The sequence below is a fragment of the Actinoplanes sp. CA-142083 genome (genome assembly GCF_050942195.1).
GTDB lineage: Bacteria > Actinomycetota > Actinomycetes > Mycobacteriales > Micromonosporaceae > Actinoplanes.
Genome location: NZ_CP192076.1, coordinates 4036193 through 4050726, shown reverse-complemented (window position 1 = coordinate 4050726; position 14534 = coordinate 4036193). Strand labels below are relative to the sequence as shown.

Annotated in this window: 11 protein-coding genes and 2 pseudogenes; 4 read left to right on the top strand and 9 right to left on the bottom strand. The window is 71.4% G+C overall.

Annotation, left to right across the window (positions count from 1 at the left end; genetic code table 11):
• Positions 1-53 precede the first annotated feature (53 nt).
• From ACQPZX_RS18500 to ACQPZX_RS18490, 3 genes and pseudogenes are all read left to right on the top strand, one after another.
• Entirely contained in the window at positions 54-887 is an 834-nt protein-coding gene (locus ACQPZX_RS18500; protein WP_433382199.1) for a rhamnogalacturonan acetylesterase, read from the top strand.
• Between the two features lie 181 nt (positions 888-1068).
• Positions 1069-1422, top strand: a pseudogene (locus ACQPZX_RS18495) (hypothetical protein); the annotation flags it as partial.
• 247 nt (positions 1423-1669) lie between these two features.
• Positions 1670-1792, top strand: a pseudogene (locus ACQPZX_RS18490) (hypothetical protein); the annotation flags it as partial.
• Positions 1793-1921: 129 nt separating this feature from the next.
• Here the strand turns inward: ACQPZX_RS18490 and ACQPZX_RS18485 are convergent.
• A complete protein-coding gene (locus tag ACQPZX_RS18485; RefSeq protein ID WP_433382196.1) occupies positions 1922-2761 on the bottom strand; it encodes an alpha/beta fold hydrolase in 840 nt (279 codons plus the stop codon).
• 26 nt (positions 2762-2787) lie between these two features.
• Between ACQPZX_RS18485 and ACQPZX_RS18480 the strand changes: the two genes are divergently transcribed.
• On the top strand, positions 2788-3522 hold the full coding sequence (locus tag ACQPZX_RS18480; protein WP_433382193.1) for a TetR/AcrR family transcriptional regulator: 735 nt from the start codon (positions 2788-2790) through the stop codon (positions 3520-3522).
• Between the two features lie 40 nt (positions 3523-3562).
• Here ACQPZX_RS18480 and ACQPZX_RS18475 read toward each other — a convergent pair whose 3' ends face one another.
• From ACQPZX_RS18475 to ACQPZX_RS18440, 8 genes are all read right to left on the bottom strand, one after another.
• Positions 3563-4084 (bottom strand): carboxymuconolactone decarboxylase family protein, encoded by a 522-nt coding sequence (locus ACQPZX_RS18475; protein ID WP_433382190.1) that lies wholly within the window; start codon positions 4082-4084, stop codon positions 3563-3565.
• Entirely contained in the window at positions 4084-4449 is a 366-nt protein-coding gene (locus ACQPZX_RS18470; RefSeq protein ID WP_433382187.1) for a nuclear transport factor 2 family protein, read from the bottom strand. The genes ACQPZX_RS18475 and ACQPZX_RS18470 overlap by 1 nt, the downstream gene beginning before the upstream one ends.
• A 597-nt stretch (positions 4450-5046) precedes the next feature.
• Positions 5047-8187 carry an NACHT domain-containing protein gene (locus ACQPZX_RS18465; protein WP_433382184.1) on the bottom strand — a complete coding sequence of 1047 codons (3141 nt, stop codon included), beginning with the start codon at positions 8185-8187 and terminating at the stop codon, positions 5047-5049.
• Positions 8188-8205: 18 nt separating this feature from the next.
• The gene (locus ACQPZX_RS18460; RefSeq protein ID WP_433382181.1) at positions 8206-10416 is read right to left on the bottom strand and encodes a putative bifunctional diguanylate cyclase/phosphodiesterase; all 2211 of its coding nucleotides are present in this window, start codon (positions 10414-10416) and stop codon (positions 8206-8208) included.
• Positions 10413-12734 carry an FdhF/YdeP family oxidoreductase gene (locus ACQPZX_RS18455; protein WP_433382178.1) on the bottom strand — a complete coding sequence of 774 codons (2322 nt, stop codon included), beginning with the start codon at positions 12732-12734 and terminating at the stop codon, positions 10413-10415. The genes ACQPZX_RS18460 and ACQPZX_RS18455 overlap by 4 nt, the downstream gene beginning before the upstream one ends.
• Before the next feature lie 41 nt (positions 12735-12775).
• A complete protein-coding gene (locus ACQPZX_RS18450) occupies positions 12776-13699 on the bottom strand; it encodes a sugar ABC transporter substrate-binding protein (protein WP_433382175.1) in 924 nt (307 codons plus the stop codon).
• Positions 13700-13788: 89 nt separating this feature from the next.
• Positions 13789-14037, bottom strand: coding sequence for a DUF3817 domain-containing protein (locus ACQPZX_RS18445; RefSeq protein ID WP_433382172.1), 249 nt, complete (start codon positions 14035-14037; stop codon positions 13789-13791).
• Complete coding sequence (locus ACQPZX_RS18440; protein ID WP_433382169.1) at positions 14034-14495, bottom strand: DUF2269 family protein; 462 nt, start codon at positions 14493-14495, stop codon at positions 14034-14036. The genes ACQPZX_RS18445 and ACQPZX_RS18440 overlap by 4 nt, the downstream gene beginning before the upstream one ends.
• Between the last annotated feature and the right edge of the window lie 39 nt (positions 14496-14534).

Genomic DNA, 14534 nt, shown 5'->3' with positions numbered 1-14534 from the left:
CGGCGCCAGGAAAGCGCTTGCCTGTATCGACGTTCGTTGATTGAATGGCTCGCATGGATCGACGAGTGGTGCTGCGGGCGGCCGTCGGTGGCGCGGTCGCCGGGGCGTACGGGATGGGCTTTTCCTCGACGGCCGAAGCCGGCGGCAAGCCGCCCCACCGGACCATCTTCGTCGCCGGGGACTCGACGGCCGCGACCTATGCCACCGCTGACGTGCCGCGGGCGGGCTGGGGTCAGGCGCTGCCGGTCTTTCTGCGGCCCGGGATCGGGGTGGTCAACGGGGCGCTGTCGGGGGCGAGCTCCAAGAGCTTCGCCGACCTCGGGCGGCTCACGCTGATCCTCGACGCGATCCGGCCGGGCGACGTACTGCTGATCTCTTTCGGGCACAACGACGAGAAGGCGGAGGATCCGGCGCGCTACACCGAGCCGTGGAGCACGTTCCAGGACTACCTGCGGCTCTACATCGACGGGGCGCGTCGCCGGCACGCCGAGCCGGTCCTGGTCACGCCGGTCGAGCGGCGGCGGTTCACGGCGGACGGGTATGTCTACCTGTCGCACGGCGACTATCCGGACTCGATGCGGGCGCTGGCCGCCACGACGCGGACGCCGCTGATCGACCTGACGGCGCTGTCGTTCGCGCTGTGGGCCAAGCGCGGCCCTGAGGGCACGAAGGACTACTTCCTGCACCTGGCCGCGGGCGAGTCGCCGAACTATCCGGACGGCGTCGTGGATAACACGCACTTCCAGGCGCACGGGGCGATCGAGGTGGCGCGGCTGGTCGCGCTGAACGGGTCGACCATCCCGGGGCGCGACTTCGAGGCGTTGGGGGAGACGTCGATCCCCGACGACTCGCTGGTGTGGCCGGCCACCCGCCCGGCCGAAAGCTGAAGATTCCGGATACTTCCGGTTAAAACGCGCAGAATGGTCGCGTGGAGGTACGCACCCGCGAGGGCGACGCCATCGGGCAAGCCCTCAACCAGGTCGCCACCCACCGCGCCCGCGTCACGATCGACGGCCGGGCGCGCTCGACCTGCACGTTCGCACCGCCGACCGGGATGGGTTCGGCACCATGCGGCTGCGGCTGGGCGGCGCCGGCTACGCGGCCGAGGTCGAGCCGCTCGGCTTCCGGTTCGCGGCCTACATCGCGGACGGGCACGCGTTGATCCGATTCGGTCGCGAGGAGCACGTCCTGGCGCGGGACGACGCCCTGCTGTTTCCGATCTCATCGCCCTACGGCGGCGAGTTCGGCCACTCGACGCTCGCCACGCTGAGCCTGCCGGTCGCCCTGGCCGGGGAGATCGCGGAGGCCGCGACCGGGCTGCCCGCGGCCGACCTGCGCTTCGAGGGCGCCCGCCCGGTCGACGACGCGGCCCGGCGGCGGTGGGTGGCCACCGCAAGTCACGTCGCCGACCAGCTGACCCAGCCGGGCGCCGAGCCGCTGCCGCTGGTCTGCGACCAGCTGGCCCGCCTGACCGCCGCCGCGATGCTCACCGTCCTCCCGAACACGACGATGTCGGCGCGCGCTCCCCGCGACGGCCGGGTCGCGCCGGCCGCCGTGCGCCGCGCGATGGCCTTCATGGACGCTCATCCCGGGTCGGCCCTGACGGTGAGTGAGGTAGCCACCGCGGCCGGGGTCGGGCCACGCGCCCTGCAGAACACCTTCCGCCGGCATTTCGGCATCACGCCGATGGGCTACCCTGCGACGGGTCCGCCTCGAGCGCGCGCACCGCGACCTGCAGGCGGCCGACGCGAACGAGGGCGCGACCGTGCGGGGCGCGGCGTTGCGATGGGGCTTCACGAACCCGAGCCGCTTCGCCGCCGACTACCGAGCCGCCTTCGGCCAATCCCCCCAGCCGCACCCTCCGCACCTGACCGCCGCACGCCACACGGGCGGACACCGCGGCCGAGCGGCGCGGCGCGCTTCAGAGGTTGGCTTTGAGCCAGGGCAGGAGGATCGGGAGGACCCGGTCGGTCTGCATGGCCACCATGTGGTCGGCGCCCGGGACTGTCTCGACGGTCCAGCCGAGCGCGATCAGCTCCGCCCGGTGGGCGACCAACGGCCCGGCGATGTCCACTACTAGGTTGTCCCACTGCGACCCGTACGCGATGGTGTCTTTCTCTCCCGCGAAAGCCAGCCGCGGGATGGTCAGCCCGGCGAGGGCCGCCCGCTCGTCGAAGTCCTGAAGCGACTCGTACATGGTCACGTACTGCTGGGTCTGGTCGGGCGTGCGGGTGAACGGGACGCTGTCCCAGTCGCCGGCGGTGGGCTCGCCGATCGGCTCGGGCGGGTTGAGCGCCATGCGGTGGGCGACGCGGGTGACGGCGAGCATCCCATCGTAGGGGCCGCCGAGCGGCGGGTAACCACCCATCGCCAACGCGGTGAGCCGGTCGGTGCGCACGGCCAGCTGGAGACCGGCGAGAGCGAGCCAGGAGTAGCCGTAGTAGGCGAATCGCTGGGCGCCGCCCGCGTCGGCGATGGCGAGCAGGTCCGCGGCCAGGGTGGCGGCCGTCAGCGTACGCGGCATGGGGTTGTCGGTCAGATGGGTCTCGTAGTCGGCGGCAATCACCCTCAGCCCGGCCGTCGCCAGGGCGGTGGCCAGGGTGTGGCCGGCGTTGGGGTCGGCGCCCCAGGCCCTGATCTCGTCGGCCGCCGGGCCCTCGAGGATGCGGGTGCCGACCGGCAGGAGCACCGCCCGGTCGTCGGCCGAGCCGAGCACGGTGACGTCGATGATGGATCCGTCGTGCAGTCGCGCGGTAGCCATGCAAAACACTATACACTGTAAGGACTATGGTGACACCCGACGTCGAAGCGCACGTCCGCCGGCTCTGGCGGCATCGCGGCACGACCCTGCCCACACCTCGCCGCGGGCCCCGCCAGCAGCTCGATCTCGACGAGATCCTGGACGTGGCGGTCGCCCTCGCCGACGCGGAAGGCCTCGACGCGGTCTCGACCCGGGCGGTCGCGTCGCGTTTCAGCAAGACGGCGATGGCGCTCTACCCCTACGTCGGCACCAAGGAGCAGCTGCTCGCGCTGATGCAGGACCACGCGTGCCCGCTGCCGGAGTGGACCGATCCGGGGACCGCCCTGGCCGACGATCTCGAGGCCTGGGCGATGGCGTTCTTCGCGGTCCACCTCGCGCACCCATGGCTGGCCGCGCTGTCGTGGGCCGATTCCGCCCAGGGCCCGCATGAGCGGGATTGGATGGAGCGCCTGCTGGGCGTCTTCGAGCGCTGGGCGGTGCCGTCGCGCTTGCGGCCGCAAGCGATCACTATGGCGTACGCGACGGTGCGCGCCTGCGCGGAGACGGCGGCCTCCTATCGACGTCTCGGGCCCTCGGGGGCGGCCGCCTGGCGGGAGCGCGCCGAGGCGACCGCGGCGCTGCTCCCCGGCCTGCCGGAGCGATATCCGCTCACCGCCGCCCTGCCGCCGGTGACCACCGAATGGTCGGACGCGCCGCGCGTTGGACTGGTGGCCGCCGCGCGGCTGCTCGCGTCAGCGCTGGGCGGCGGCGCACCCCGGTGACCAGCGCGGCTGCCCGGCGGCGCGCCTGTGCGGCCCCTCGTCAGCCGTACACCTCGGTGAGCTGCACGTCGAGCACCGTGATGATCCGGCCGAAGGTCCAGTAGTAGCCGATCACCTGCAGGACCTCGACGATCTCGCGCTCGCTGAGGATCCCCCGCACGGCGCCGAAGAGCTCGTCGGACACGGTCGTCGAGCGCAGCACCTCGACGGTGAAGCGCAGCAGCGTCCGGTCGTGGTCGGAGAGCTCGGGACTGTCGATCCAGCGCGCCCGGATCAGCTGCTGCAACCGGTCCTCGACGCCGTTGTCGCGGGCCATCGGCTCGTGCTGGGCGAGCTCGAACGAGCAGTCGGTGTAGACGGCCACGGTCAGGATCACCATCTCGCGGGAGCGCCCGGGCAGCTCGAGGTCGCTGAACTGGGTCCGCGCCATCTTCACGAACAGGTCCATCGTGCCGACGCCGTGGCTCAGCACCTTGATCATCTCGTCCGGCGGCGACGCGGCCACCAGCTCGCGCACCTGGTCGGTGAAAGTAGCCGGATCGGGATCGCCCAGCCGGGCCATCAGTGCTCCCCGCCCTCGACGTCGAAGCCGGTCTCGGTGAGGCGGCGGAACCGGCCGTCCTCGGCGAACTCGCCGAATATGTACACCTCACGCCGGGACACGGTGCCGTCGTTCAGAGTGATCTCGTTGAGGTGCCGCTCGGCGTAGCGCTTCCCGTCGGTGATCTCGTCGAGGACGGTGACCGTGCCGCCCGCGATCGCGGCCCGGGTGCGGGCGACCATCTCGGCGAAGGCGGCCCGGCCGAGCGTCCGGCCGTCGCTGCGGTGGGTGTATTCGGGGGCGTAGTAGGTGTCGAGGGCCTCGGCCAGGTCCTGGTGCGGCTCGAGGGCCACGGCGCGGAGCGCGTCGCTGATCCGTACGGTCATGGATCCGTCCTTCCTGTTCGCCCGGACCTACGGGCGCGGTAGGGCGCGGTTCAGCGCTGTGGCGCATGGCACCGGGCTTATGAATGGCGTGGGAAAGGCTGTCAATTTCCTATGGAAATGACGCGCGCCGATCAATTCCGCCATTTCCGATCGATCCTCATCGGCGGGCGGCGCAGGGCACGGGGAACAGCACCGGCTTCGAACAGGCCATGCAGATCCCGCCGGCGGACGACGTGCAGCTGACCAGGGGCACGGGATGGCGTTCTCATTCACGCCGGCCGAGATGGGCCTCTCCTCCGGGCAGTTGGCGCTGAGCTTGCTCGGCTCCAACCTGGGCATCGAGCTTCTGCTGGTCGCGCTGGCGCTGTTCCGCCTCGCCGCGCCGCCATTGCCACACTCTGCCCCGCCAGCCCACCCGGCCCGACAATTCCGAAATGTCCGGCAGGCAGGAGAAAGGGCCCGCGATCGAGGGGATGGCCCGGCAAAGCGGGCTGGCCCGGGACCGCGGGCTGGCCCGGGACCGCGGACTGGCCCGGGACCGCGGACTGGGCCGGATCGGCAGGCCGGCCCGGGTCGGCGGGCCGGCGTGTCGTGGGGCTAGGAGTTGAAGCCGACGCCTGCCTCGGTCAGCGCGGCGGCCAACCCGGGATGCTGTTCTGCCAGTGTCTCCAGGCGGCGTACCTCGCGGGGGCGGGCCACCCGCATGATCTCGCTGACGAGGGTCTCGCCGGCGCGAGGGCTGGCGAGGACGGCACGCAGGACGCGCGACTGGAGGTCGGTCTCCAGCTCGGTCAGGCTTCGGACGAACAGCGAGGCCAGCAAGTCGTCGCGTTTCGCGCCCAGGTTGGTGAGCTCGGTGGCGATCAGGCATTGCAGCGCCAGGGCGCGGCCCCACGCATCCGCGTTGGCGATCACCTGGTCGATGACCGCCAGCACGTCCTGCGCCCGCAGGCGTGTGACGTCGGCCAGCAGGGAGCGCAGCAGAACCGTCGCGGCGCGGCCGTCGCCGGCGTCGAGGGCGGCGACGGCGTTCGCGGCGCGGTGGTAGGCGTACGCCAGCTCGGTCAGGTCCACGGCCATCGCCGAGGTCAACCAGAGGTGGATCAGGCTCCGGGCGACCGACTCGCGGGCCGGCAGACCCACGAAGGTCTTGACCGTGTCGGGCATCTGCCGGAGGACCGGCTCCAGGGTGTGCAGGAGGGCGTCGTCGCTGAGGTTGTTGCTCAAATGCATCGACTTGAGCGCGGGGCCGAGCGGGAAGTTGCCGACGTAGTCGGACGGGAGCGGATCGAGGCCGGGTGGAACGCGGTTGGACCAGTCGGCGTCGACGGGCTCCACGGCGGTGTCGCCCGAGTCGATGATGAGGTCGCGGCGGCCCTCGTGCCAGTCGCGGCGGACCGTGACGTTTTCGAGGGCCTCAAGCCACATGCCGCCGGGGCAAGCCGCGCGCCACTGCAGGGCCGTTCCGCGCAGCCAATCCGCCGGGTCGGCGGCCAGGGTGAAGAGCTCGGAGGCGCGCAGTTCGCCGCCGCAGGCCAGGACGAGCAACACCAGGTTGAGCGAATGGATGGCCATCCAGTGGTCGATGCGCTTGTCGACGGGCTGGTAGCGGCTGGGGGTGAAGGTCGGGCGGGTGACGGCCTGGGACGTGCGGCGGACCAGGACCGCGCGGAGGGTCTCGCGCTCGTCGTCGCCGATGAGGCCGCGAACGAAAGGCAGCACGGTGTTGCGGACGGTCAGCGGGGTGAAGCCCAGCAGAGCTTGGAGCGGGTCGTCCTCCTGGTGGCCGCGCAAGCGCAGGCCGCGTGCGGCCACCGCCTCGCGGGCGGCCACCTCGCGCAGCGTCTGCACGAGGAGGCGGGCGATGAGGTACTCGCCGAAGGTGGCGTGCAGGAACTCGTACGTATGGAGGTCTTTCTCGTCTCTTCTGGCCTGACCTCGGTGGATGAAGAAGAAACGGCCGACCATCTCCTGACCGGCGGTGAGCGGCGTGCGGAAGCCGGCCGCGTCGGGCACGCGGGAGGGCGCCAGATCGAGGCCGGCCAGGTCGTCGTCGAGCTCGGCGGCGGTGACCCACAGGCGGTTGCGGTTGAACATGGCGAACGCGACGACCGCGAGCCGGGTCAGCTCCTCCTCGACCAGCTCGGCGGTGCGGTCGGCGTGGACGCGCTCGACCTCGCGCTGGGCGAACCTGGTCAGCAGGCGCTCGTAGAGCTGGCCGCCGTCGAGGGCGGCGGCGTCGTCGCGCAGGGCGTTGGCGTCGGCGTCGTAGAGGGCCAGCATCAGCAGGAGCAGTGGCTGCTCGGCCAGGCCACGGAAGCGGGCCAAGGTCAGCACCCCGGGGTCGAGCGGGGCGGGGAGGCGGCCGCGGTTGGCCTCGTTCCAGACACCGGCCCAGCGCTCGATCTGGTGGTCGTCGAACGGCTCGAGGCGGACGACCAGGGTGCCGCCGGGCAGCCGGGCCCAGTCGGCGACGGCGATCCGGCTGGTCACCATCACGGCCACCGGGCGGTCCAGGGCGGCCTCGCGCTCCTGGAACTCGGCGACCCGCTCCAGGAAGTTGGACTGGTGCACGCCGGTGGTCTGGAGCAGCTCGTCGAGGCCGTCGAGGAGGATCACCGGCAGCGCCTCGCCGGACTCGCGGGCCAGGGCGGCCCAGGCGACGGTCTCGCCGATCGCGCGGCGCAGGGCGAACTCGACCTGACCCTGGAGGTCGGCCTCGGCGGGGACGTCACGCAGCGGGACGCGTACGACGAAGAAGTCGCTCGCCGGGAGCCGGGCGGCGAGGATCTTGGTGAGCGAGGACTTGCCGGCGCCGGGCTGGCCGAGCAGGAGCATCGGCGCCTCGACGGCTTGCGCGGTGGTCAGGTAGGTCGCGAGGAAGGTGTCGACGTCGGACCGGACGGTGGTGTCCGACCACCAGGTCTCGGCCGACGGGCGGGCGGCGGGGTCGGCCTCCTTGACCCGGAAACGCGGGTCGATGTAGGCCTCGCCGAGCTTGGGGAGGGCGAGGCGGCCGGCGTCGCCGCTGAGCACGGGCCGGGACAGCTCGGCGCGGTAGACGCGGTCCAGGGCGGCGCGGTGGGCGCTCGGGTCGGCGCCGGAGGTGGTGCGCAGCAGGAGGGATTCGAGGCGTTCCAGGCTGCGGGCGGCGGCGCGGGACTCGAGCCTGCCGGCCCAGATCGCGAACTCGGGGATCTCCTCGGCGAGCCGCCGATGCGACCGGTCGTAGAGCTCGACGGCCCGGCGTGACACCCGGTTCGGCGCCGCCGACATCCGGCGGTACCAGGCGGACAGGTCGTTCAGAAGCTGGTCGTAGGAGCGATCCGCGGACGGCATCGGGATCCTGCTCGAGATGAGGCGGTAGATGACGTCCTCGCCGGGCGGCACGCCGATCCGCCGCAACTGCTCGTTGCGACTCAGGCCCGCGTCCTCCGGCAGAAACTCGTCCAGGGCGTCGAAGAAGGCGGTCACGACCAGCACGGCGTGCGCGGCGAGGAGTCGCTGACTGCGGTCGTGGCGCCCCAGACCCCGTACGGAATCATTGATTTTGGCGGTCAGCAGACCGCTCAGCCGGACCATCTCGGCCTTGGCGTCGAAGAAGCCGAGCGCCGCCTCGCTCCCGCCCAGCGTCGCGACGCTCAGCAGACCGCCCAGCAGGTTGTCGATCGTCGTCGCCAGCGGGCCCTTGCCGCCCAGGAGCTTGACGGCGTCGGCATAGGACAGTCCCTTCGGCATCCGACCATTCTGGCCGAGCTACGCCACGGCGGGGACCCGGGTGAAGTCGGGCTCCGCGACCGGCCGGCCGTAGAGATAGCCCTGCAGGTAGCGGTAGCCGAGCGCGGTCAGGGCGGCGGCCTGCTCGGGCGTCTCCACTCCCTCGGCCACCGCGGCCAGGCCGAGGCCGCCGCTGAGCCGGATCAGCGCCTCGGCGATCACCGCCTGCCGCCCGGCCGAGGTGATGTTGTCGACGAACGACTTGTCCACCTTGATGGTGTCGACCGGAACGGTCTGCAGCAGCCCGAGCGACGAGTGCCCGGTGCCGAAGTCGTCGAGCGCGATCCGCACCCCGAGCGCCTTCAGCTCGTGCAGCGCGGTCACGGCCGGACCGCCCTCGAACACCGCCGTCTCGGTCACCTCGACGGCGAGGCAGGAGGCCGGGAGCCCGGTCGCGGCCAGCACCGAGGCCACGAACGACGCGAAGCCGGGACGGGCGAGCTGCTTGGCCGACACGTTGACGCTGACCCGGGAGGGCGCGTCGGTGCCGAACGACGCCCGCCAGGTGGCCAGCCGCAGGCAGGCGGTCCGCAGGACCCATGCGCCCAGCTCGACGATCAGGCCGTTCTGCTCGGCGACCGGGATGAACTCGGCGGGGCTGACCATCCCCCGGACCGGGTGCTGCCAGCGCACCAGCGCCTCGACGGCGTGCACCCGCCCCGAGGGCATCTCGACGATCGGCTGGTAGACCATGTGGAACTGCCCGGCGTCCAGGGCGGTGCGCAGCTCGGCCCCGAGCCGGGCGTACGCGGTGGAGCGCTCGTCGAGCGCCGGGCTCCAGCGGCGCACCGGCGTTCCGGCGAGCTTCGCCGCGTGCATCGCGGACTCGGCCTGGCGCAGCAGCTCGACCGGGCCGAGGCCGTTGCCGCCGGCCAGCCCGACGCCGACGCCGACGAGCAGGTCCCACCCGTCGGCGGTGACCGGGGTGCGCAGCGCGGACACGAACCGGTCGGCCATCTCCCGGGCGTCGTCGGCGCTGGCGTCCGGCAGCAGCACCGCGAACTCGTCGCCGCCGATCCGGGCGACCAGCGCGCCGGGCGGCGCGGCGCCGACGATCCGCTCGGCGAGGGCGGCCAGCACCCGGTCGCCGGCCGGGCGGCCGAGCTCGTCGTTGACGTTCTTGAACTCGTTGAGGCCGAGGAGAGCCATCTGCGGATGCGCGCCGGCGGGCAGGTCGCGCAGGTGCTGCTCGAGGAGCCGGCGGTTGGCCAGGCCGGTCAGATCGTCGGCCATCGCGAGCCGCTCCAGCTCGCCGGCCTGCCCGCGCAGCGTGCGCATGAACTGCGACATCCGCACGGTGACCAGCAGGAAGAGCAGAACCGATCCGATCGCCAGCGCGCGCCGGTCGATGCTGTCGTGGCCGACGGCGGGCACCAAGAGCAGGGCCGGGGCGATCATGGTGGCGGCGCCGAAGGCGACCAGCCGGGTCGGGCGGACACCGTCTTTGTGCGCTCCGCCGGCCTCGGGCGCCGTCATCGACGGGTGCAACGCCGCCGCGCCCCAGCAAAGGTAGGACAGCAGGAACCCGGCGTTGATCCAGGGGACGTCCGCGTCCCAGTAGAGGGACACCAGGGAGAACGCGGTGTCGGCCGCGAGGACCAGCAGGGCGGCGACGCCGATCAGGCGGGTGGCGGCGGTGCGGCCGCCGGACCCGGTGAACAGCCGGGCGAGCATGGCCAGCAGCAGAACGTCGGCGGCCGGGTAGGTCGTGCTGATCCACCGCTCGAACATCGAGGTCGCCGACCCGGCCGCGATCGGGTGCAGGACGAAGACCCAGAAGGCGAGGCCGAGCCCGATGGCGATGATCGCGGCCTCGAGGATGCCGCCGGAGCTTTCGCCGCCGCGCCGCCGTACGAGCAGGACCAGCCCGACGACGACCGCGGGATACGACGCGAGGTAGAACACGTCCGCGAGCGACGGGTACGGCTCCTGGTGCAGGACGAGGTCGTAGTACTCGTAGACGAGGTCGCCCACCACCGAGACCAGCTGGCCGGCGGCGAACCAGTACCACATGGCGGGCCGCTCGGGCCGGTGCAGGCGCACGCCGGCCAGGATGGCGAGACCCGAGACGAGGCCGATCACGTTGTAGGCGAACGTGGCGGCGAGCGAGCCCGAGGGCAGCATGAAATAGCCGATGATCACGGCGAACCCGCCGGCGACCCACCATTGCCAGATCCTCGCTTGCCTCACGTCCGTGTATCGGCAGCGCCCGCTCCCACATGAGGGACCTTCTTCACCCTTTCGCACCGCACCACAACCCATTTCGAGGTGGGGGTGCCGCTCTCGGCAGCCTGCGAATCGAGGGGGACGAGTGGGTTCGTTTCGGGGTAGTAGGCCGCCACGCACCCCTTGGGGGTCGGGTATTCGACCAGGCGGAAGCGGTCGGCGCGCCGCTCGACGCCGTCTTCCCACTCGGAGATCAGGTCGACGTGGTCGCCGTCGGCGAAGCCCAGCTCGGTGAGGTCGGCGGCGCTGATGAACAGGACCCGCCGGCCCGACCTGATGCCGCGGTAGCGGTCATCCAGGCCGTAGATGGTGGTGTTGAACTGGTCGTGGCTGCGCAGGGTCTGCAGGACGAGCCGGCCTGGGGGCACGCTCAGCACTTCCAGAGGGCTGACGGTGAAGATCGCGCGGCCCGCGGCGGTCGGGAAGGTGCGATGATCGCGGGGGCCGTGCGGCATGGTGAAGCCGCCGGCTGTGCGGATCTTGTCGGCGTAGCCTTCGCAGCCCGGTACGACGCGGCCGATCCTTTCACGGATCTCGTCGTAATTGTCCGAGAAATCCGCCCATATTATTTCATTTCCGGCGATTGACGCGCCGATGCCGCAGACGATCGCCACCTCCGAGCGCAGCAGCGGGCCGGCCGGCGCCGAACGACCCCGCGAGGCATGTACCGCCGACATCGAGTCCTCGACCGTCACCCGCTGCACTCTCCCGCCGGTCAGGTCGCGCTCGGTGCGCCCCAGCGTGGGCAGGATCAGCGCCGTCCGGCCCGCGTCGACGTGACTGCGGTTGAGCTTGGTCGAGATCTGCACGGTCAGCGCCGCCTTGCGCATCGCCGCCGCCGTGACGTTCGTGTCCGACATGGCCGCCACGAAGTTGCCGCCCAGGGCGATGAAGACCTTCGCGCGCCCGTCCCGCAGCGCCCGGACGGCGTCGGCCGCGTCGTACCCGTGATGCCGCGGCGGCTCGAACCCGAACTCGTCCCGCAACCGGTCGAGGAAGATCGCCGGCGGCTTCTCCCAGATCCCCATCGTGCGGTCGCCCTGCACGTTCGAGTGCCCGCGCACCGGGCACAGCCCCGCCCCCGGCTTGCCGATCATGCCCTGCAGCAGCGTGACGTTGACGAACTCCTTGATCGTCGCGACCGCGTTGTGGTGCTGCGTGATCCCCATCGCCCAGCAGTGCACGATCCGCTTCGAGGAGGCCAGCATGCCGGCCGCCTCCTCGATCTCCGCCCAGGTCAGGCCGGTCGCGCGCAGCACCGCCCCACGGTCGAGCTCCCGGATGTGCTTTTTCCAAGATTCAAAGCCGATGGTGTACGCCTCGACGAAAGCACTGTCGATCGCCGACTCGTGGGCCGTCACCAGCAGATGACCGATCGCCTGCCAGAGCGCCAGATCACCGTTGGACCGGATACGCAGCAGCTTGTCGGCGAGCCCGGTGCCGTGGCCGGCCAGCCCGCGCGCCTTCTGCGGGTTGTCGAAGCGCAGCAGCCCCGCCTCGGGCAGCGGGTTGATCGCGAGGATGCGGGCGCCGTTGCGCTTGGCGATCTCGAGCGCCGTGAGCATGCGCGGATGGTTGGTGCCCGGGTTCTGGCCCGAGACCACGATCAGGTCGGCCTCGTGCAGGTCCTGCAGCGACACCGAGCCCTTGCCGACCCCGATCGTGCCGGCCAGGCCGACGGAGGTGGACTCGTGGCACATGTTCGAGCAGTCGGGCAGGTTGTTGGTGCCGTAGGAACGCGCCAGCAGCTGGTAGAGGAAGGCGGCCTCGTTGCTGGCCCGCCCGGAGGTGTAGAAGATCGCCTCGTCCGGGCTGTCGAGGGCGTTGAGGTGCGCGCCGATCAGGGCGAACGCGTCGGCCCACGAGATCGGCTCGTAGTGGTCGCCCCCGTCGCGCCGGACCATCGGGTGGGTGAGGCGCCCCTGCTTCTCCAGCCAGTAGTCGGTGCGGCCGGCCAGGTCGGTGATCGAGTGCTCGGCGAAGAAGGCCGGGCCGACCGTGTCGCGGACGCCCTCCCAGGAGACCGCCTTCGCACCGTTCTCGCAGAACTCGGCCGTGTGGCGGTGGCCCTGCGGGTCGGGCCAGGCGCAGCTCATGCAGTCGAAGCCGTCGGCCTGGTTGAGCGTCAGAAGATTGCGCGCGGTCTTGACCGGCCCCATCTGCCGCAGCGCCCGGCCCATGCTGACCTGCACCGCCTTGAGCCCGGCCGCGTGATCGGCCGGCGGCCCGACCCGCAGCCGGCTCTCCTCGGGATCGATGGGCGGCTCGGACGTCGGGTGCATCGGCGCTCCAGCGGGCTCATGTTGACGACGTGACTGCGTCGTCACTCGGTCAGGCAGTACCGCGGCGCCTGGTTGAGGTTGTCCTTGGTGATCAGGTCTATCGGAACATAATCGATCTTGGTCACGGGCTCCTTGTTGAGCAAGCTAAGTGTGTTCTCCACGGCCTTCTGCCCGAGCTTCGACGCGGGGTTGGATACGGTCGCGCCGAGGCGGCCCTCCTTGATCGCCGCGAGGCCGGCGTCGGTGCCGTTGACGGTGGCGATCTTCACGTTCTTGTGGGCGGCCGCGAAGGCCTGCTGCACGCCGAAGGCCATGTCCTCGTTGACGACGAAGGCGTACGCGATGCCGGGGTGGTCTTTGATCATTTTGGCGGCGACGGCCTTGGCCTTGGCGCGGTTGAACATGCCGGGTGCGGTCGCCACGACCTTGATGTTCTTGGGCAGGCCGTCGGTGAAACCCTTCACGAGCAGGTCGGACGCGGCGCCCGGCGCGCCCGCGATGATCCCGGCCTGGCGCGGCGCGCCGACCGCGTCGTTGCTGACCCAGCCCGCGTCGAGCAGGCCGACCTGGTTGAGGTCGACGGCGACGGCGCCCATGATCGTCGAGGTGTCGTCGGGCGACACCGAGGTCAGGAAGATCGGGATCTTCGCCCGGCCGGCCCGCTCGATGTCGGCCTTGAGCGCGCCGGTGTTGACGGTCTGCACGATGATCGCGTCGACGCCCTGCTTGATCATGCTGTCGATGTTGGCCAGCTCGGTCCTGGCGTCCTGCTTGGAGTTCGCGCTGATCAGCTTGACGCCGCGCCGGGTGGCCGCGCCCTCGACCGAACGTTGCAGGCACGTGTGGAACTCGGTGCTGCCCCCGTTGACGAACCCGAGCGTGATGACCGTCTTCGTCGGCGCGCTCTCGGAGGCCGCGACGTCACCGCACGCACTCAGCGTTCCGGCACCCAGGGTTATCGCCATCGCCGCACCCAAAGCGCGGCCCGCATGTCCTGACACGGCGCAAGAACGTAACAACTGTGTGATTTTCCCAGCACCGTCCGTTGTGCACGCTAAGCCTGCACGATCCGCAATGTCCGCTCGGCGAGAAGCCCGCCGACGCCCGGCAGGAGAGCGAGCAGCCGCGGCCGGCCACGCCGGGTAGCGGCCAGGGTCGCGCCGATCACTGAGAGATACGCGCAGCCGTGCAGGGGGCCGACCAGCGTGGCGACGGGGCCGAGGTGCACGGTGGCGAGGTTGGCCAGCAGCAGGAGCAGCGAGATCAGCTCGACCCGGGCGGCGATGCGCAGCAGCACGGTCACGCTCCCGTCGTGGAGCCGGGGCGGACGATCATCAGGACCACGACGATCGCCCAGAGCAGATTGAAGACCCCGGCGACCATGCCGAGCCGCGCGGGCGCAATCGGGGCGCCACCGAGGGACGGTGCACCGGGGGCAGGGTCGCCGGGGGCGGTGGCGAGGGCTGTGGCCTGGGTGGGCAGCACGGCGAAGGCGAGGACGGCGGCGGCGATCGCGGTGAGGACGATGGAGACGATCAGCCAGGCGTCGCCGAGGACGCCGAGGGAGCTCGCGGTGGCCAGCCCGAAGAGCGGGACAGCGACGCCGAGCAGGGCATACACGCGGCAGATGCGGTGCAGCGTCCGCATGGTGTCGCGGTCGCCGCGGCGGAGGGCGGCGGGGAACATGCTGGCGGCCACCGTCACCGGACCGATCGCGATGATCGCGGCCAGCACGTGCAGCGAGAGCAGGACTTTTGTCACGGCAAGTCACGCTATGAGCGCGATCGCCAACCCGGAAGT

Excerpts from the sequence above, each read along its gene's own strand:
- ACQPZX_RS18500 (WP_433382199.1), top strand. The coding sequence starts at position 54 with ATGGATCGACGAGTGGTGCTGCGGGCGGCCGTCGGTGGCGCGGTCGCC.
- ACQPZX_RS18485 (WP_433382196.1), bottom strand. The coding sequence starts at position 2,761 with ATGGCTACCGCGCGACTGCACGACGGATCCATCATCGACGTCACCGTG.
- ACQPZX_RS18480 (WP_433382193.1), top strand. The coding sequence starts at position 2,788 with ATGGTGACACCCGACGTCGAAGCGCACGTCCGCCGGCTCTGGCGGCAT.
- ACQPZX_RS18455 (WP_433382178.1), bottom strand. The coding sequence starts at position 12,734 with ATGCACCCGACGTCCGAGCCGCCCATCGATCCCGAGGAGAGCCGGCTG.
- ACQPZX_RS18475 (WP_433382190.1), bottom strand. The coding sequence starts at position 4,084 with ATGGCCCGGCTGGGCGATCCCGATCCGGCTACTTTCACCGACCAGGTG.
- ACQPZX_RS18470 (WP_433382187.1), bottom strand. The coding sequence starts at position 4,449 with ATGACCGTACGGATCAGCGACGCGCTCCGCGCCGTGGCCCTCGAGCCG.
- ACQPZX_RS18450 (WP_433382175.1), bottom strand. The coding sequence starts at position 13,699 with ATGGCGATAACCCTGGGTGCCGGAACGCTGAGTGCGTGCGGTGACGTC.
- ACQPZX_RS18465 (WP_433382184.1), bottom strand. The coding sequence starts at position 8,187 with ATGCCGAAGGGACTGTCCTATGCCGACGCCGTCAAGCTCCTGGGCGGC.